A 17,474-nucleotide genomic window follows, 5' to 3' on the forward strand; every position below is an offset into this window, starting at 1 on the left:
ACCTTTGAGTTAAATAAAAATAGAAAGCATATGAAAATTTGGTTTATAACAGGTAGTGCCCGCGGTTTGGGCCGTAACCTAACAGAAGTAGTTTTGGCCCATGGTGATAAAGTTGCCGCAACTGCGCGAAATACAGCTGCCTTACAGGATCTGGTAGTTAAATACCCGGGGCAGGTTTTTCCGATCGAGCTTGATGTTACCGATTATGATCAGGTGCATTTGGCAGTAGAATCGGCAGTGGAGCATTTTGGCCAGATTGATGTACTGGTGAATAATGCGGGGTTCGGTATTGTAGGCGCTGCCGAAGCATTTACAGATGAGCAGGTGAGAAGTCAGCTGGAAACCAACCTGTACGCACCCATTGAAATAACCCGCGCTGTTTTACCTTTTATGCGCAGGCAACGTTCGGGACGGATTTTACAAATCAGCTCGATAGGTGGTCGTGTGGGTAACGCTGGTATTGGTATTTATCAGGCGGCCAAATTCGGGTTGAGTGGCTTTAGCGAGGTGTTGGCCAAAGAAGTAATCGATTTCGGGATTTATGTAACCAGTGTAGAGCCCGGTGGTTTCAGGACAGATTGGGCAGGCGATTCGATGACCTATGCACCGCATATTGAAGGTTATGAAAAAGTAGAGCAACGTGCCGAATATTTTAAAAACGGCGGATTTGTACCCATGGGCGATCCGGCCAAGGCAGCCAAAGTGATGCTGGATTTGGTAGATAGTACTGAACCGCCTGTGCATTTGGTTTTAGGTAGCGAAGCCATTGGCATGTTAAAAAATGCCGATGAAGCGCGTACTGCCGAAATGGAAAAATGGATGGCCGTGAGTGTATCAACTGATCATGATGAGGCCGATAATTTCCTTACTTCTAATTTGGGCAAAACCTTTTTGAAAAAGTAAATGCAGCTGAATAGAGCATGGCTATGGCGCAATAGCTGTGTTCTATTTAGCTACTTTATAATAGCTGCTAAGCTGCAATTGCAGCTTTTTATTTTATAAATTTGATTACATGCAAGAAAATAAAAAGCCCAATATCCTCTATTCCTGTTATTCGCGAAAAAACAGCGAGGGCGAGCAGTTTATTGCTCAGCATAATTTTGGGTTCATGATTTCGGGTAGCTCGGAGCATTTTATAGGAGGCGAAAAATTTGTTTTCAAACCGGGCGATTTCCGTTTTTTTAAAAGGAACCAGCTTACCCGCTGGACTAAATTTCCACCCGCAGGTGGCGAATACCGCTCTATTTCTATTTCGATAGATCAGGATACTTTGCACAGCATTAGCGAAGAGTATAACCTTACAGCTACAGGCCCGATAACGGGCAGGGGGCGATGCTACTGGAACCGAATAACCTGCTAAAGCACTATATCGATTCTTTAGTGCCTTACCTGGATGGCAGCAATGAATTTAATAAAGGTTTAACCAATTTGAAGGTAAAGGAAGCGGTGATGGTATTGCTCGAAACCAATCCGGGCTTAAAAAATGTGCTGTTCGATTTTTCTGAACCGGGTAAGCTTGACCTGGAGGCCTATATGAACGAGCATTATAAGTTTAATGTAGATATTAAACGTTTTGCCTATTTAACCGGCAGGAGTCTAGCTGCTTTTAAGCGCGATTTCCAGAAAATTTTTAATACCGCGCCAAACCGTTGGTTACAGCAAAAGCGCCTAGCCGATGCCCATTACCTGATCAGGGAAAAAGGCTGGAAATCATCTGATGTATATCTGGAAGTTGGTTTTAAAGATTTGTCGCATTTTTCTTTCGTTTTTAAAAAGGCTTATGGTGTTGCACCATCGAGGATTGGAGCAGCTATCTGAAAAGTGTAACGCTGCCTGATAGTTTCTTTGTGCCACCATTTGCAGTAATCAGATAAAAATAGGTGCCAACAGGTATGGTTTTGCCCGCTAAAGTGCCATCCCAGGGAATAGCATAGCCTCTTGATTGAAATATAATACTTCCGTTCCGGTTAAAAACCTGTACTAAATCGGTATTGCCAATTGCTTTTATCTGCCAGTAATCATTCACCCCATCGCCATTTGGCGAAAAGGAATTGGGTAACAGTATTTCACAATCGTTTCTAACGGCTACGCGGATAAAGTTAGAATAGGCTATGGCATTAGCCAGGCAAGATCCTGAACCAAAAGCCTGACAGCTTATTACATCCTCGTCTTTTAGCATAGTGCTTGTAAATGTACTTCCGATTTGGTTGGTCTGCTGGTCATTTACAAACCATTTGATAACAGCCTCTGTGTTAGAATTGCCTCGGGTTTGTGCCGTAAAGGTAACAGCTGAACCTGCGCAGGAAGCATCGGTTGTATTGGCTGCAATTTCTACACTAAAGGCGGTGTAAGGTGTAACTTCAACAATAATTTGATTGGATTGGGCGGAAAGCGGAATACAATAATCGTTGTTGGTTACCACCAGCGAAATTCTGTCGCCGTTGGTCAGGCTGTTTGTAGTGTAGGTGGCGTTATTATTAGCAACGTCTACGTCGTTAATCAACCATATATAACTGGGGTTGGCACCTGCGTTATCGGTTGCGGCATGAAAAGATACGGTAGAACCTTCACAGATGTAAACAGTTGATGTGCTGACAATGGCATAGGGTTTCTGCAGGTTAGATACCGTTAGCAGTTGGGTAGCCGTTTCGACTCCGTTGCTTGCGGTTATTGTTGCTGTCCCAGGCCCGTAAATGTGTATTTTTCCGTTAATGATATCGGCTACATCAGGCTCGCTCGATGTATAGGTTATGGGTAGGCTGCTGGTGGCCATCGGGTCAAAATCAGGATCACATATTCTTTTGGGGGGAATGGGTGGAAACCTTATGGCCCTTAAACCAGAACTTTCGCAAGTTTTAATGGCATTGAAAGGCAGAGGATGAGCTGCAGCAAAGGTGTTTACTTCGTAATGAACAAGGGAAAGTTCACGGGCAGTTAAGCATTTAGATGAGAGTACTGTTGCAATAAAAAAACAGAACAGTTTGAGGGCGTTTGCTTGAGGCTTCACGTAATTTAGATCGGCAATATAATAGGGCTAAAGTAGGTAAATATCAATGCCGGCAATTAAAATTACTGTAAACAAAAAAACACCATTCTGTTAAGACTGGTGTTTTTTGTTAAGATTCTATGAATGGCTAAATTGAGTCGGTAAATTGATGAAGACTATTAGAAACAAAAAAAGCATCAAATTGATGCTTTAAAATAAGTTAAACTTTTTTAGGAGGAAGATCGAAGGCAATTGCCTCATGCTCAAAATGGTCTTTATGTGAACCATCGCAAAAAGGTTTATTTTTAGAAAGGCCGCAACGGCAGATCGATACTACTTCTCTGCCCTGTAAGCCATAAGTATTTCCGTTTCTATCTACAATTTCGAAATCGCCTTCTATTTTAACGGATCCATTATTGTTAATGGTAAGTTTTGTTTTAGACATGTGTTTTGTTCGTTTCCTGCAAAACTAAAACATACTTACCGCAATCTCAGATCTGATTTCTATTTAGAAACATTCTCTGGTTCTCCTCCCTGTTCTTTTCTGATCACATAAGCCGTCATCTCCGTCCTGATTTTAAAACCGAGTTTTTGGTATAATTTAATGGCACCCAGATTGTCGTTTTTAACGTGTAAAAAAGGTATTTCGGCACGGTTAAGTATTCTTTTAATCTGCTCCTGTAAAATTTTAAGAGCATAACCCTTTCCCAAATGATCGGGATGGGTACAAACCGCACTTACTTCGCGGTAAGGAGTGGGGAAGAAGCGGTGACCAGCCATGGCAATCAATTGGTTTTCGGCAAATATGCCTATGTAGTTACCCAATTCGATGGTTTTGGCTAAAAACGGTCCCGGTTTGGTAAGCTCAACCAGGGCCGACATTTCGGTTACGTGGCTTTGATCAAGGTCAGTAAGCCCTCCGTTTGTGCTTTCGGGCATGTTTACTCCTTCATAAACCAGTTGAAACATATCAATTTGCATGTGTATAGTCCAAAGGGCTGGTATGGTTAATGGCGCTTTAGAAAAGACTACAAACAAACTGTCGGCTTCGCTGATTTTGTAAAGTGTTTGCAGGTTTTCTGCCGAATTATCTTTTAAGCCTGCAAATGCAGCAATATCTTTCTGGTAGTATTTAACCCCCTCAACACCTTTTGCAAAATGAGCGTGCGCCGATGTTAAGGCATGGTAAATGGGATTATCAAGCAGGTGTTCCATGCTGCAAAGATATTCAATAGGCAATTAAAATCCTGCTTTGCAGTGGCAACTCAGGGCCTTGCTGTGTACTATGAATGTAAAAATGATTCGATTAAACCGGCAGTAAATTCGAGTGTTTTAGGGTTGATATCAGGCGCACAGATTTCCCCAATCATACTGCCATGTATGCCGGGTAAAATGGTTAAGCGCGAATTTTCAATCAATCGCGACATTTTAACCAGATGTTCCGGCGTAATTACATCACGATCGGCCAGCATGAGTAAAGCATCTGCTTTAATGCCTGCAATTTCATCATCACTCAGATCAATGTAGTGTAGCATGCGCTGTTTATCTTTCTCAAACATATTCTGCAGCCCGGCAGGGTCGGGGTTCAGTTCCAGATATGATTTTTTAAGTCCTTCTGGCATGTGTGCTAAAGTAGCGTCTCCGAAGCCATCGTAAAAACCGGCTATTAGTCCTGTTTTCTGGTAATTGGCCGAAATAACAATAATTTTATTCACTACAATGGGGTAGCGTACAGCAATGTGCAGGGTGGTGGTACCACCATTGCTAAACCCCAGGAAATTGGCTTTAGCGATATCGAGCTGCTCAAGCAGGGTAACCACATCGTTTGCATCCTGCTCAAAAGATTCGGGCGCATCGCGATCACCGGTACGACCATGTGCCTGTAGTTCAACAGCAATAAGTTTGTTGTTTTGGGCCAGATAGGGGATAAAGTTGCCAAAGTTGGATGGTATGGTAGAACCGCCGCCGTGGATCAATACCAAAGGAATTTCGCCTTTGCCATAAATCTCGTAATACATACTGATCCCGTTAACGGATTTTGTGCCAGTTGTTTTTTCAATTTCCATATCTATATTATTTTGCTTTATCCTTTTTCGCCCCTTGCCAGTGGCCATTTATTTTATAAATTTAGCATAAGTAAGCCATTAAATTATAACACTGTTCCGGATATTGTTAAAAAATATATTACCCGCATCTGCCAATCGCTAATGCGTTACCAGCAATTCATCCTTTTGTTTAAATCTGCTTTGTAGGCGTCAGAAACAGGGATCAGGTTATTGTTAATTACCAGCGTTTTGCCCTCTACCTTATCAATTTTACTAATGTTAATGATAAATGACCAGTGCACACGCAGAAAAATATCAACGGGTAATTTCTTTTCTATGGTTTTAAGGGAAGAGTGGATGGTATGATCTTGTTCGTCGACATTTATTTTTACATAATCGCCTAAGGCCTCGAGGTAGTTGATGTCTCTGATTTTAAGTTTGCACACTGCATTTGACATTAGGTTGTGCAAGCACTATAAGGCAAATTACGCCACAGTGAGTAAGCTGCTTTTAAGGCATCTTCGTGCACAGCTGCAAGCCAACGTCATTTCACAAAATATTCACGTTATTGCCTGGGTTTTAGCGGGTGCCGTAATCACGAGCGTTTTTCGAAAGATATTGCTGAAGATATTTCTCTGCCAAGAGCCACCGCAAAGATTTAAGATTACACCAAACACAGCCCTCTGCTAAGCCGGTTAGTAGCAATAACGATGTTAATAAAAATAAAATCTCATACCCAGAGACTTAAAAAAAAGCAGTTTGAAGATCCATTTAAGGATGATAAATTTGCCGGATGACAGTTACGGTACTCGCTATATTAGACACAGAGTTCAGGCAAGAGCCTGCCCTGGCAAAGATCATGAACAACAGGTTACAGCGGGTAGCGAAAGAACTTAAAGAGATTCACCTCTCAGCACTGCTTGATAAGCGGACAGTACCTGAGAACCTTATCGTACATATCAGTTATACCACCAGGTACAAAATACGTTATCGCATAGTAAATAAAGTTCCCAACATTATAGCATATTTCGTAGCAGAGCAATGCAGCAGACTGGGCTATATACTTTGGAAGGAAGTCCTTTCAGAACAAGGCTCATATTATCGTTTATAAAAGCTATCCACCAGGTGCTGTAACCTTGTGGAGTACAGCTTGCCATCTGGCTATTACTCCTATTTTCAGTGTGCACTTTTTTATTTCCGGGTAGATTTATTTCTTATAAAATAAGGTGTTCTCACTCAAGAGAACACCTTATTTTGATTAAATGAAATGCCACCAGGGCGCAATAAGATTATTCCTCCTCACTATTTTTCATCTTGGAGAGCAAATCGTAGGTTCCTTTCAGCACTACTTTGCCTGAGAAATCCCTGCCAGCGGGCATGTTTACTTCCAGATAACCACCCTCTGAAATTCCTGCGCTTACTGCTACCATTTCGAAATGATAGGAAGGACCGGTATTTTCTGCCCCCTGATTTTGATTCTGGGCAGTTTTACCTTTATTGTCAGCTTCGTTCTTTACGAAAATGTATTTTTTACCTTCGAAATCTACTACAGCGGCTACAGGTAGTGTCATTACTTTTACAGAACCGGTTTCAATAAATGCTTTAAGGTAAGTGCCTGGAATAAAAGCTGTACTACCCTGAGCGATGGCATGAACAGTTACGGTTTTGTCGGCATTAATTTCTCCACCTACCAGTTGTACTACAGCACTGCGCTGGGTTGAATCGTTGGTAAGAGAAAAAATCACTTTCTGGCCTTTCTTTACCATTTGAGCATCTTTCTCAAAAACATTCAGTTCAACATGTAGGTTCGCGCTATTCACAATTTCGAACATCACATCATTCGGTGCTACAAACTTGCCGGTATTTACGTTCACTTTGGTTACATAGCCAGTAATTGGGGCATAAATATTAATCTGGCTCCTGATATTTCCGGCATTGAGCGATGAAGGGTTGATATTGATCAGCTGCAAACGCGCTTTCAGGGCACTTACCCTAGCGAGGTTCCCCTGATAAGCAGCTTTTGCCTGTTGAAGTGTTTTCTGTGCATTTACATTCTGCTGTGCCAGGGTTAATTGCCGTTTGTATTCGGCATCAGTGAGCTCAAGCTGGCTTTTGCTTTCCAGGTAGTCTTGCTGCAGCTGTACATACTCCTGGTTCTGCAATATCGCAATCACCTGGCCTTTACTTACCTTAATTCCCTGAAGCAGCGGTGTAGATTTGACGATACCGCCCATTTGGGTGGTAATACTGATCAGGTTTTGAGGAGGGACATCGATAAATCCGTTTACTTTAAGCATGCCGCTTAGGGAACGAAGTTCGGGGCTGCCCAATGCTATACCAACTGCTTTATATTGCGATGCAGTTAATTCGACAGCATTACTTTCCGCTGCAGTACTGTCTGCCTGGATCTCTGTAGCAGCAGCATCTTTTTCCTTATTACCACAAGAAGAAAGCGAGATGGCTAGAACAGCGATGCAGGAGATTCGGTTAAGGACTTTAATTACTTTTTTCATTTGATATCTTATTTACCTTTTAGGTACTGTAATGTGAATATGGATTGATTATATTGATTAATAGCCGCCAGGTAGTTAAAGCGGATATCTGAGTAGGTGCGAATGGCCTGCAGGTATTCAATATAGCCGATTTCGCCAGCCTGAAAAGCAATCTGGGCCTGCTTTAAGATCAGGTTTACATTGGGCAGGGCACTATCTTTATAGTAAGCTATACTTTTTGAATTTTTGAGCATATCCTGATAAGCCTGTTCATAGCGCCCCTTAAATCGGATTGGGATAATAGAAACTCACTTTCGGCAAGCTGCTTATCTATTTTGGCCGCCTTGATCCGTGAAGAGAATGGTTTAAAAAACAAAGGAACTGAGATCCCTGCGGATATACCCTGGAAACGCTTGCCGCCACCGTAATAAATATCCTGGCCGTTTATGTTCTGAAGTCCAATAAACGATTGGTTAAAATAACCGATATTAAAATCGGGGCCTGAACGCGAACGTTCTACTCTGATGGCTTTATCGGCGATATCAATTTGCTGGCGTAGCAGCAAAAGAGTTGGATTTTCTGTTGTTACTTTATCACCCTGCTCAGCCAACCAAAGGATTTGCTTAAAATCAGTGTTTGCCAGAATAACCTCTTCTTTGGTATTCAACAGGCGTTTAAGTTCGGCAGAATAAGCCAGTATATCGGCCTTGTTTTTACTCATCTGGTTGCGAACTTCGTTATACTGTGTTTCAGCAGTGGTTTTCTCCAGCAGGTTAGTCTCGCCGGCCTTATAGCGCAATGATGCCGCTTTTAAGAAATTGCTGTACACACTATCCTGACTAATGTACAGCCTTTCCAATGCCTTAAAATATGCTAACTGTGTATAAACGCTCCGTACCTGATAGCTCAGCTCCTGTTGGGTAACGCTTAATCCGATTTCTGCATTTTTGATCTGGGCATCGTAAAGATTCCGCTGGCTTGTGAATAAACCGGGATAAGGAATATTCTGGGTAGCAGAGAAGTTATTATCCCTTTTGATGGTATTGATCTGACCGTATTGGACATCAATATTGGTTTTACCTAAATCAGTTGAGCTGCCCTTAAGTGCCTGTTGCTTGCTAATTTGTAAGGCAGCGGATTTGACAGCCTGATTACTGCCAATGGCTATATTTACTGCCTGTTCCATGCTCATGCCCCGAGCTGGAGCAGTTTGTGCCTGAGCTGAGTTTGAGAAAGTGCATATGCCGACAAATAGCAGCAGAGTTAAAATGGCTGGTGGAGCTGCAGTTTTCTTTCTGCTTTTAAAGCCCTCGAAATAAGTGTATAACACGGGTAAAACAATTAAAGTTAAAATAGTAGAGGTAATTAGCCCGCCAATTACAACTGTAGCCAGCGGTTTTTGTACCTCCGCACCTGCAGCGCTTGAAATGGCCATTGGCAGGAAACCCAGCGAGGCTACTGTCGCAGTCATTAATACCGGACGTAGCCGAATAGCCGTGCCTTCGAGCACAATGTCTCTAATGCTGTATTTGTTCATTTTTTTTAGCCGGTTGAATTCGGTAATTAGCACAATACCATTAAGTACGGCCACACCAAAAAGTGCAATAAAACCTACGCCTGCAGAAATGCTGAACGGCATTCCCCTTAAAAGCAACCCCAGGATACCACCAATGGCGGCCATAGGAATGGCTGAGAAAATAAGCACCGATTGTTTTACTGAACCAAAAGAGAAGTAAAGCAGGAGCAGGATCAGCAGCAAGGCCACCGGAACGGCAATTGATAGCCTGGCCGTTGCCTCTTTAAGGTTTTCAAACTGGCCTCCGTAAGTGATGTAATATCCAGCAGGTAGTTTAATTTGCTCGTTGATCTTCGCTTCAATTTCGCTTACCACGCTCTGGATATCCCGCCCCGAACATTTAAGCCTACAATAATTCTTCTTTTAGTATCTTCTCTCTGAATCTGGTTAGGGCCAACCTTAAATTCAACATCAGCCAGCTGATCTAAAGGAACCTGATTGCCATTGGGAGCAGAAACATATACATTTTTCACATCATCAATCCCTTTACGGTTGGCCTGAGACAATCGAACGGTGATATCATAACGCTGTTCGCCTTCGTAAACCAGTCCGGCCGATTGACCTGCAAATGCGGTATTCAAAGCCTGATTTACTGTTTCTACGCTCAGGCCATACTGCGCAATCCGGTCACGGTTAATTTTTACTACAATTTGTGGTAGCCCGGTGGCCTGTTCTAGGTATAAATCTTTTGCTCCCTGAACACCTGAAACGATTTTACCTATTTTCTGTGAAAGAGCGGTCAGTGTTTCTAGATCGTCACCGAAAACCTTGATCCCGATATCCTGCCTAACACCCGAGATCAGCTCATTGGAACGGAGTTGGATAGGCTGAGAAAATCCGAAGCTTACCCCGGGAACTTCTTCTAACGCTTTGCTCATCAGCTCGGCCAGTTCTTCCCTATCATGAGTGGTTGTCCATTCTTTTTTGTTCTTTAATACGATAGTTAAATCGCAGGCTTCCATCGGCATTGGATCTGTTGGGATTTCAGCAGCCCCCACTTTACCAATTACTTCTTTTACTTCGGGGAATTTCTCTACCAGTATTTTTGAGGCCTGGTTAACTTTATCAATGGTTTGAGAGAGCGAACTACCAGTTAGTAGCCTGGTTTCTACAGCAAAATCCCCCTCTTCCAGGGTTGGAATAAATTCTCCGCCCATTCTGGTGAAGATAAACGCGCTGATGGCCAGCAGCAGTACCGAGGCGATGACAACAAGTTTCCTATGATTAAGTGCACCTTTAATCATAGGCGTATACCTTCTCTGGAAAAAATCCATCATGCGGTCAGAAAAGTTCCGTTTATGTGCAACTTTCTTGCTCAGCAAGAGCGAGGATACCATGGGCACATAAGTTAATGATAATATAAATGCACCGATAATGGCAAAAGATACCGTTTGTGCCATAGGGCCAAACATTTTTCCTTCAATGCCAACCAAAGCCAGGATTGGCAGGTAAACAATGAGGATAATAATCTGGCCAAATGCTGCGGCGCTCATCATGCGAACAGCTGATTTCTCTACTTGAGCATCCATTTCAGGTTGTGTGTATGCCCGACCTAATTTATTCCCGGATAGGATGTGCATGGTAGCCTCCACAATAATTACCGCCCCGTCTACAATGAGACCGAAATCAATAGCCCCGAGGCTCATCAGGTTGCCTGATACCCCAAAAAGGTTCATCATTGAAATGGCAAAGAGCATCGCCAGTGGAATTACGGAGGCTACAACTAGCCCAGCACGGAAATTCCCAAGAAAAAGTACCAGTACAAAAATAACAATCAGTGCCCCCTCGATTAGGTTTTTAGCTACAGTACCCATGGCGCGGTCTACCAGTGCGCTCCTGTCGAGAAAAGGCTCGATGGTAACGCCTTGTGGCAGGGTTTTGTTAATGCGGGCGATTTTAGCCTTCACCTGCTTTACCACATTATTGGCATTCGCCCCTTTGAGCATCATTACAATACCGCCCACTGCTTCACCTTCACCTTGTTTTGTAGCCCGGGTTAAGGCGCCATAACGGATCGAATTTCCAATTTGAACCGTCGCAATATCACGGATTAGCACAGGAATGCCATTGGTATTATTCTTTACTACAATTTTGTTGATGTCCTCCAGGTTCTCGACCAAGCCCTCACTTCTGATGAAATAAGCATTTGGCTTTTTATCTATATAGGCACCTCCTGTATTCTGGTTGTTCTTTTCCAAAGCAGAAAAAACATCGCTTATACTTAAGTTTAAACTTCGGAGTTTATCGGGATCAAGGGCGATTTCATACTGTTTAAGCAAACCGCCAAAACTGTTTACCTCGGCAATACCAGGTGTGCCAAGAAGCTGCCTCCTTACAATCCAGTCCTGGATACTTCGAAGTTCACGGGCATTGAATTTATTTTCAAATCCGGGTTTAGCATGTACAACATATTGATAGATTTCCCCAAGACCTGTTGATATTGGTGAGATTTCAGGATTTCCCAATCCCTGGGGGATGTTGTTCCTGGCCTCGGAAAGCTTTTCGTTTACCTGCTGCCGAGCCCAGTAAATATCCACATCATCATGAAATACGATGGTTACTACCGAAAGACCAAAGCGTGAAATAGAGCGTACCTGCTCAATTTCCGGAATGGTGGACATGGTTTGCTCAACAGGATAAGAAATAAGCCTTTCTACCTCCTGGGTAGCTAGCGAAGGACTTAATGTGATTACCTGAACCTGGTTATTGGTGATATCAGGAACGGCATCGATGGGTAGTTTTTTAAGGGAATAGATTCCCCATGCAATCAGCCCCAAAGTAAACAAGGCAATAATGAGCTTGTTCTTAATGGAGAACTGAATAATATTTTGAAGCATTATTCTTTCAATTAAGTTTAAAACAAAAAATAGCAATGCAGGACGATGCTACACCAATCTTATTGGGACGCACTCCGACATCGAAAAAAATTGAATTAACCTAATTTAGGCGGTTGCCAAACGGATAGGGGTAAAGAGGTCACCTGGCTAGGTGCTAAAATCTGATAATCTGAAATTACCTGTGGAAATATTATGGCAATTGAAATTGGTTTTGAAACCTCGCTCATCACACTGCAGCAGGAACACATACAGAATGGCGAGCATAGATCGTTAACATCTGTTTTTGAGGAATGGGAAACCTCTTGTGCTGTTGGCGCGTTAACCCGCTGCTGAGAACTGCCCAAAGCAAATACATCTCTGCATGGCATGCAGCTGAGTATAATGATTAGAAGTCCTAAAAACAAACTGGTGTGTTTCACGCTATTTTTTTTTCAAAAGTAAATAAAATATTTAAATAACAAATTTTAAAACAAGAACCATTATGGGTTTGTAGTCGGTTGATTGTCAAATATTTCAAGATGTAGCAAAATGAAAACCAATGTTCATCAGGCAGCAAAAACGATAGGTTGAGGTATTGTGAGGATGGATAAATATTGAACACTGAAAAATATTGATTATGCTTGACGGGAATAAATTTTCTAGCGTTATATTTGTTTTTTGGTTAACTTAGACTTTAGTTTAAGTATGCAAGCTAGAACATGGTTAACACTTATGAGGATTATAAACAGAAAATATGCAGACGTTCAATGGGTGGTTTAATCAATAAATTATTTGACAAATGAAACTGAAAATCGTACCAATACTACTGCTGATATTAATTGCCGGATGTAAAAAAACTAAAGTTTCCTATGATAAAAATACAGTAGCCTGTGGAATAAAAAATCCTTTGGAGAATTTACCCTGGCTTAAAAGTGAATTTCAGGATATTGCCGGTTTCCCTGAAACAAATGGCATAGTGCTTTATGAATTTAATGGCAAGGAAATTATTGATATTTACAAATCGTACTACAGTAGTTTAAATGGCCGGCAGTTTTATTGTGATGGCCAGCAAGTAAAGTTCGACTCAGGAAAAGATCTTCAGGACTACATTCAGATGAGGAAGAAAGTCTCTATATTATTTGGCCAAAAGTTCGCACTATCACAATAAACAAAAGGCTTAGCTACTTTTTCAATATTAAATCCTTTGTGCAATTCTGTTGCCAAATGGCCTGATTGCTGATTGCGCACTTTAAAATATTAAATATAGTGGGCCTGGTCAAAGTCCCAATATTTTCAATGTGCATAAGTATAATTCAGATATATTTGTAACATGTTAAATAGCGGCATCTTTCTGCCTGTCATCATCATTTGTGGTATGGCCTATAGCATTCTGGCCAAAAAACTGACCGTTATGGCCGCTGTTACCGGTGCAATAGTGGCACTTATTATTTTTAGCGCCTCAGGTTACACCGGGCTTGCCATGATGACCACCTTTTTTATCCTAGGTTCTGCAGCAACTTCATGGCAGCAATCAAAAAAACAACCTTTTGCCACCGGAGAAGAAACGAAGAAAGGTCGTAGTGCTTTACAGGTGTTGGCCAATGCTGGAGCTGCGGCGATTGCGGCTGTGCTAGCTTTAAGTTATCCGGGGCTTGGTTATTTAATGCTTCCGATAATAGCGGCATCTTTTGCCTCGGCTACAGCAGATACACTCTCCTCCGAGCTGGGTATGGTTTACGGAAGACGGTTTTTCAATATTGTTTCCTTCAGGCCCGAACCTTGCGGGATGGATGGAGTTATCAGCCTGGAGGGCACCCTGATCGGTGTTGCCGGTAGCTGTATTATCGCCAGTATTTATGCAGTTGGATCAGGGTGGAGCATTAGCTTTTTCTTTATTGTACTAGCAGGAACATTGGGTAACCTTACTGATTCTGTATTGGGGGCTTTGCTGGAGCGCAAGGGGATAATCGGAAATGATACAGTCAATTTTTTAAATACCTTAACAGCGGCGCTGGCGATGTTGTTGTTTGGAATATTTTATCTTTAAGATTCCCGTATATCTTCTAATGAAAGCCTTTGTATTATCGATCATTTCTTGAAGGAAGGATTCAAAAATTCGAGAATAACCTTATTGAGTAAATCTGGTTTTTCAAAGGGTACATAATGTGTGGCATTGGGAATGATTTGTAACTGAGATTTACCAATGTGTGCCGCAATGAGTCTGGTATGCTCAGGTTTAATCACATCGTCACTTCCTGCAATTACCAACACGGGATTGACGATTTGTTGCAATTGCTTTGTGGTAATATTGGGCTGCTCCAGCATCAGGCTGATTAATCGGGGGCTTTTCGGCGGGTTTTGTGCCGTCAACAGATTCTTAAAGGAGGCCAGCAAACTATCAGCTACGCCCGAAGGATAGAGGTTTGCACCGATGGTTACCATATTATCTACCAACTCTGGATGGGTAAGATTAAAGCTCAGGGCAGTATTACCGCCATCGCTCCAGCCTACCAGGTTCACTTTTTTTAGTTCCATTGCAGTAAGCACTTTATGGAGGTCGTCGGCAAATTTATCGTAACTATAAGCCGCCGTAGATAGGTCGGTACTTCTACCTTGTCCACGCGTATCGATAGCAATTACCCGAAAATGTTTTGCAAAAACAGGAATCTGGCGGTAGAAATCTGCTATACTTCCGTTGTTGCCATGCAAGAGTACCAGAGGTTCACCTTTACCATACTCCTCAGTATAAATTCTGGCATCTCCCAGATCAATGTATCTGCCTTTTTTATTTTTACCATATCCACTTTCCAAAGCCGCCTGTTTATAACGGTAGTAATTAGCTAGCGTCGTTATCTCCGGCTTTTCATCTATTAAAGGTTTATCGGTTAGTTGCAATTTCTTTCCTTCCTTGCTGTACTTAATATCAAGATTGGCAATGAAGGTTCCGGCATTGCCTTCCCAATTCCCCTGACTTTGATATCGGAACAGCAAGTCTTTAGCTATCGTTTTCTTTGCCGAAACACCAAAAACAAAATTGTTGTTACTATCTGGTGCATAGTTTACCAGTTGTAGTGTTACCGCAATCTTATCCAATCCATCAAAATTGAGCTGATGAGGGGCAAGATCTATATGCTGCCAACCCGTAGAGCTGGCCTTATAGGTAATATGTTTACGTAAAACATTACTGTCGGGCAAATTATCCTTTACCGTGTAAATGTTAAGCTTTAAGGTAATAGAAGAGAACTTTGAGCTAGGCATGATATAGAAGTTGTAAGCTTTAAGCAAGGTTCGATCGTATATTTCAAAGATATTTCCTTGCTCTATACTAGGAACGTTTTGGTCAAACATTTTAGAAAAAGTTATCATGGGCCTGGACTGTTGCCCTACGATCCGCTCTTTCAGTTTCGCTGCTTTAATAACAACTTCGCCTATATCAAATACCTTTTCCTGGAGTGTAATTACCATTCCCGATTTGGATTCATTTGCCTGAAGATGCCGATCAATAAAACCCGTGGCACTGAATATCACACTGCTGCTGGCCAGACTGTCTGGGATAACCAGTTTAAAGATCCCATCCTCGCTTGCAACGGTGGCAACCTTACTGTTTTTGATGCCTATTGAACAATATGGGACCGGATGTTGTTGGGAATCTTTCACACTGCCGGTTAAAATACGCTGTGCCTTAACATTGAATAATACGAATAATGCTGCTACTGTTAAAAATAGCCTTTTAAAAGAGGAAGGGATATTGCTCATATACAGCAAAGACGGTACAGTGGCCTGAACGGTTGCATGTTCATCTTAATTTTTTGCCTGCCAGGCATAGTAGCCCTTTAGAGTAGCCTAGATCTCAATGTGAGAATAGTAAGATATTTATCGATCCGCCTTTTATTTTGCTGTTGCAAAAGGACAGGATAGATGTTCATCAAGAGGTTAACCAAGGTGATAACCAGTGCAAAAAGGTAAAGGCCTTTGAAGATTTTAATGAATATAAAAACATTCATAAATCCAGATGCCAGCAGATGGTTGAGCTCCGCTGCGGTCATTTCTTTTCTATATTCATTTAACTCACTTGCCTTGATTTTTTTCTTCATGGAAAGCTTGGGGTTGAAAAATTTAAAGAAAGAATGCAGCAGAATATATTTAAATACGTTTAAGCCTAATAGTTTGTTAAGCTTTTCATTTTTAATAAAGTTAAGGTGCGTTAAGGGCTGGTAAAATGTCGTTTTTGCCAGGAAAGCATTCAATAGCATACCTACAATCCAGGAAATAAAAGCAATAGCAAAGCTGAAAGTTATTTGTTTGATGAGCATAGTTGTCGGTTTCTTTCTTTTGTCTCCCCTCAGGGGATCATGGCAGCTAATATAACCTTTATGCTGAAATTTAAGCGTTGAGAATCAGATTTCGGCCATCAATCTACTTATCAATACCAGCTGCGCAAGAATTAAATAGCAGGCCTTAAAAAATTAAATTAAGAAAGAAGAATAGTGTTATGATGGTATTATCTGGCCAAAAATGAAATGTTTTCTGGTTGTTCCCGTTACACAATTTTTTGTAGTGTTTAGATAACTGCTTTAGGAGTTTGATTTAAATGAAAAAACCTGCAAATGTTTAATTTGCAGGTTTTTTATTGATTTTCGTAGCCCGTAGGGGAATCGAACCCCTGTTTCCAGAATGAAAATCTGGCGTCCTCACCCCTAGACGAACGGGCCATTAAATTAAGAGTGTCTTTCAACTCTTTGGTAGCGGGGACACGACTCGAACGTGCGACCTTCGGGTTATGAGCCCGACGAGCTACCAACTGCTCCACCCCGCACTCTATTTTTCGCCTCAAATATCCGTTTGAGGGAGTGCAAAAGTAGGCTTTATTTTCGAATTTCCAAATCCTTTAAAAGAATATTTCCATTAAAAATTAAACTTCCCATAATGAAGTGCTTAGTATTGGTGTATAAGTTTTTTAAAATGAATGGGTTAGTGTGGGTGTGTGTGATGGAAATAATTTTAACTTTTTTATGCTAATCTACTTTTTGTAAAAATATTTGGATAGTTCACAATTGCTTTGTTTCTTTGTTTAAAATCAATCTAAATAAGAATAATGATTTTCTCTCTTGTTCTTAGGCTATGGATTTTTTGCATTTCGATATAATTTTTGGTTAGTTATGTTGATTAAAAGTCCTGTTTACCCGCATCGTCATCTGATGCGGGTAAATCAGGCGCTAAGTTTCGGTGAAATTAATCCTAGAATAATCGTATCCTGCAAATAAACGATAATCTGCACGTTAAGTTTATATGTTTTAAATTGCAAAAATACCTGACAATAGGTTGCGATTTGAAATTCTTTAATGCTCAAATCATATTTAATGAAACGAACCTCTTTATTCTTGAAGCAGTGTATTGCCAGAAATTATCTTGGTAAAGACGGTAAAAAGCTTTATGTAATTTGGAAAGGTGGCTCTACTACAGATGAACCATTTTATGATTGGGTTATTCAAAACTGGCAAACGGTGGCGAGTGTTGCCGTCAGTAAAGAATCAGAATAAATTTAGATTAATAGTCAAT

General features: G+C 41.4%; 16 protein-coding genes, 2 tRNA genes and 1 pseudogene. 7 read left to right on the forward strand and 12 right to left on the reverse strand.

Features of this window, described 5'->3' with window-relative positions:
* Positions 1-30 precede the first annotated feature (30 nt).
* The 3 genes from G7074_RS11400 (at position 31) to G7074_RS26585 (ending at position 1,818) form a co-directional block, all read left to right on the forward strand.
* Positions 31-903: an oxidoreductase gene (locus tag G7074_RS11400; protein ID WP_124558074.1), complete on the forward strand. Its 873-nt coding sequence runs from the start codon at positions 31-33 to the stop codon at positions 901-903.
* Between the two features lie 109 nt (positions 904-1,012).
* Entirely contained in the window at positions 1,013-1,360 is a 348-nt protein-coding gene (locus G7074_RS26580; RefSeq protein ID WP_205944182.1) for a hypothetical protein, read from the forward strand.
* Positions 1,333-1,818 carry an AraC family transcriptional regulator gene (locus G7074_RS26585; protein ID WP_205944183.1) on the forward strand — a complete coding sequence of 162 codons (486 nt, stop codon included), beginning with the start codon at positions 1,333-1,335 and terminating at the stop codon, positions 1,816-1,818. The genes G7074_RS26580 and G7074_RS26585 overlap by 28 nt, the downstream gene beginning before the upstream one ends.
* Here G7074_RS26585 and G7074_RS11410 read toward each other — a convergent pair.
* The 5 genes from G7074_RS11410 to G7074_RS11430 all read right to left on the reverse strand — a co-directional run bounded on the left by G7074_RS11410 (position 1,811) and on the right by G7074_RS11430 (position 5,489).
* Complete coding sequence (locus G7074_RS11410; RefSeq protein ID WP_166208448.1) at positions 1,811-3,007, reverse strand: gliding motility-associated C-terminal domain-containing protein; 1,197 nt, start codon at positions 3,005-3,007, stop codon at positions 1,811-1,813. The two genes, G7074_RS26585 and G7074_RS11410, sit on opposite strands and share 8 nt — an antisense overlap.
* 199 nt (positions 3,008-3,206) lie before the next feature.
* Positions 3,207-3,431 (reverse strand): CDGSH iron-sulfur domain-containing protein, encoded by a 225-nt coding sequence (locus G7074_RS11415; RefSeq protein ID WP_039472820.1) that lies wholly within the window; start codon positions 3,429-3,431, stop codon positions 3,207-3,209.
* Positions 3,432-3,490: 59 nt separating this feature from the next.
* A complete protein-coding gene (locus G7074_RS11420) occupies positions 3,491-4,201 on the reverse strand; it encodes a GNAT family N-acetyltransferase (RefSeq protein ID WP_166208451.1) in 711 nt (236 codons plus the stop codon).
* A gap of 68 nt (positions 4,202-4,269) precedes the next feature.
* Positions 4,270-5,052, reverse strand: a complete 783-nt coding sequence (locus tag G7074_RS11425; protein WP_158673975.1) for an alpha/beta fold hydrolase — start codon at positions 5,050-5,052, stop codon at positions 4,270-4,272.
* Between the two features lie 146 nt (positions 5,053-5,198).
* Entirely contained in the window at positions 5,199-5,489 is a 291-nt protein-coding gene (locus tag G7074_RS11430) for a LytTR family DNA-binding domain-containing protein (RefSeq protein ID WP_166208454.1), read from the reverse strand.
* Positions 5,490-5,824: 335 nt separating this feature from the next.
* Here G7074_RS11430 and G7074_RS11435 point away from each other — a divergent pair, with 335 nt between their 5' ends.
* Positions 5,825-6,142, forward strand: a complete 318-nt coding sequence (locus tag G7074_RS11435; protein WP_124558068.1) for a hypothetical protein — start codon at positions 5,825-5,827, stop codon at positions 6,140-6,142.
* Between the two features lie 178 nt (positions 6,143-6,320).
* On the opposite strand, the gene G7074_RS11440 is transcribed toward G7074_RS11435, so the two are convergent.
* From G7074_RS11440 to G7074_RS27925, 3 genes and pseudogenes are all read right to left on the reverse strand, one after another.
* Positions 6,321-7,544: an efflux RND transporter periplasmic adaptor subunit gene (locus G7074_RS11440; RefSeq protein WP_166208457.1), complete on the reverse strand. Its 1,224-nt coding sequence runs from the start codon at positions 7,542-7,544 to the stop codon at positions 6,321-6,323.
* An 8-nt stretch (positions 7,545-7,552) separates the two neighbouring features.
* A pseudogene (locus G7074_RS11445) lies at positions 7,553-11,936 on the reverse strand (CusA/CzcA family heavy metal efflux RND transporter).
* A 95-nt stretch (positions 11,937-12,031) separates the two neighbouring features.
* Positions 12,032-12,304, reverse strand: coding sequence for a hypothetical protein (locus G7074_RS27925; RefSeq protein ID WP_370526628.1), 273 nt, complete (start codon positions 12,302-12,304; stop codon positions 12,032-12,034).
* Positions 12,305-12,714: 410 nt separating this feature from the next.
* Here G7074_RS27925 and G7074_RS11450 point away from each other — a divergent pair, with 410 nt between their 5' ends.
* Both G7074_RS11450 and G7074_RS11455 read left to right on the forward strand, forming a co-directional pair.
* The gene (locus G7074_RS11450) at positions 12,715-13,083 is read left to right on the forward strand and encodes a hypothetical protein (protein ID WP_124558065.1); all 369 of its coding nucleotides are present in this window, start codon (positions 12,715-12,717) and stop codon (positions 13,081-13,083) included.
* A 162-nt stretch (positions 13,084-13,245) separates the two neighbouring features.
* A complete protein-coding gene (locus G7074_RS11455) occupies positions 13,246-13,962 on the forward strand; it encodes a DUF92 domain-containing protein (RefSeq protein WP_166208460.1) in 717 nt (238 codons plus the stop codon).
* Positions 13,963-14,003: 41 nt separating this feature from the next.
* Here G7074_RS11455 and G7074_RS11460 read toward each other — a convergent pair whose 3' ends face one another.
* From G7074_RS11460 to G7074_RS11475, 4 genes are all read right to left on the reverse strand, one after another.
* Entirely contained in the window at positions 14,004-15,671 is a 1,668-nt protein-coding gene (locus G7074_RS11460) for an alpha/beta fold hydrolase (protein WP_166208463.1), read from the reverse strand.
* A 77-nt stretch (positions 15,672-15,748) separates the two neighbouring features.
* Positions 15,749-16,228: a hypothetical protein gene (locus tag G7074_RS11465; protein WP_166208466.1), complete on the reverse strand. Its 480-nt coding sequence runs from the start codon at positions 16,226-16,228 to the stop codon at positions 15,749-15,751.
* Positions 16,229-16,555: 327 nt separating this feature from the next.
* Positions 16,556-16,627 (reverse strand) — tRNA-Glu (locus tag G7074_RS11470).
* 28 nt (positions 16,628-16,655) lie between these two features.
* Positions 16,656-16,731, reverse strand: a tRNA-Met gene (locus tag G7074_RS11475).
* A 544-nt stretch (positions 16,732-17,275) separates the two neighbouring features.
* Here G7074_RS11475 and G7074_RS11480 point away from each other — a divergent pair.
* The gene (locus G7074_RS11480; RefSeq protein ID WP_166208469.1) at positions 17,276-17,455 is read left to right on the forward strand and encodes a hypothetical protein; all 180 of its coding nucleotides are present in this window, start codon (positions 17,276-17,278) and stop codon (positions 17,453-17,455) included.
* The last annotated feature ends 19 nt before the right edge of the window (positions 17,456-17,474 follow it).

Origin of the sequence: Pedobacter sp. HDW13 (genome assembly GCF_011303555.1) — a bacterium.
GTDB lineage: Bacteria > Bacteroidota > Bacteroidia > Sphingobacteriales > Sphingobacteriaceae > Pedobacter.

Bases quoted from the DNA above. Each gene is read 5' to 3' on its own strand.
- G7074_RS11400 (WP_124558074.1), top strand. From the start codon at position 31: ATGAAAATTTGGTTTATAACAGGTAGTGCCCGCGGTTTGGGCCGTAAC.
- G7074_RS26580 (WP_205944182.1), top strand. From the start codon at position 1,013: ATGCAAGAAAATAAAAAGCCCAATATCCTCTATTCCTGTTATTCGCGA.
- G7074_RS26585 (WP_205944183.1), top strand. From the start codon at position 1,333: ATGCTACTGGAACCGAATAACCTGCTAAAGCACTATATCGATTCTTTA.
- G7074_RS11415 (WP_039472820.1), bottom strand. From the start codon at position 3,431: ATGTCTAAAACAAAACTTACCATTAACAATAATGGATCCGTTAAAATA.
- G7074_RS11420 (WP_166208451.1), bottom strand. From the start codon at position 4,201: ATGGAACACCTGCTTGATAATCCCATTTACCATGCCTTAACATCGGCG.
- G7074_RS11425 (WP_158673975.1), bottom strand. From the start codon at position 5,052: ATGGAAATTGAAAAAACAACTGGCACAAAATCCGTTAACGGGATCAGT.
- G7074_RS11430 (WP_166208454.1), bottom strand. From the start codon at position 5,489: ATGTCAAATGCAGTGTGCAAACTTAAAATCAGAGACATCAACTACCTC.
- G7074_RS11435 (WP_124558068.1), top strand. From the start codon at position 5,825: ATGACAGTTACGGTACTCGCTATATTAGACACAGAGTTCAGGCAAGAG.
- G7074_RS11440 (WP_166208457.1), bottom strand. From the start codon at position 7,544: ATGAAAAAAGTAATTAAAGTCCTTAACCGAATCTCCTGCATCGCTGTT.
- G7074_RS27925 (WP_370526628.1), bottom strand. From the start codon at position 12,304: ATGCCATGCAGAGATGTATTTGCTTTGGGCAGTTCTCAGCAGCGGGTT.
- G7074_RS11450 (WP_124558065.1), top strand. From the start codon at position 12,715: ATGAAACTGAAAATCGTACCAATACTACTGCTGATATTAATTGCCGGA.
- G7074_RS11455 (WP_166208460.1), top strand. From the start codon at position 13,246: ATGTTAAATAGCGGCATCTTTCTGCCTGTCATCATCATTTGTGGTATG.
- G7074_RS11460 (WP_166208463.1), bottom strand. From the start codon at position 15,671: ATGAGCAATATCCCTTCCTCTTTTAAAAGGCTATTTTTAACAGTAGCA.
- G7074_RS11465 (WP_166208466.1), bottom strand. From the start codon at position 16,228: ATGCTCATCAAACAAATAACTTTCAGCTTTGCTATTGCTTTTATTTCC.
- G7074_RS11480 (WP_166208469.1), top strand. From the start codon at position 17,276: ATGAAACGAACCTCTTTATTCTTGAAGCAGTGTATTGCCAGAAATTAT.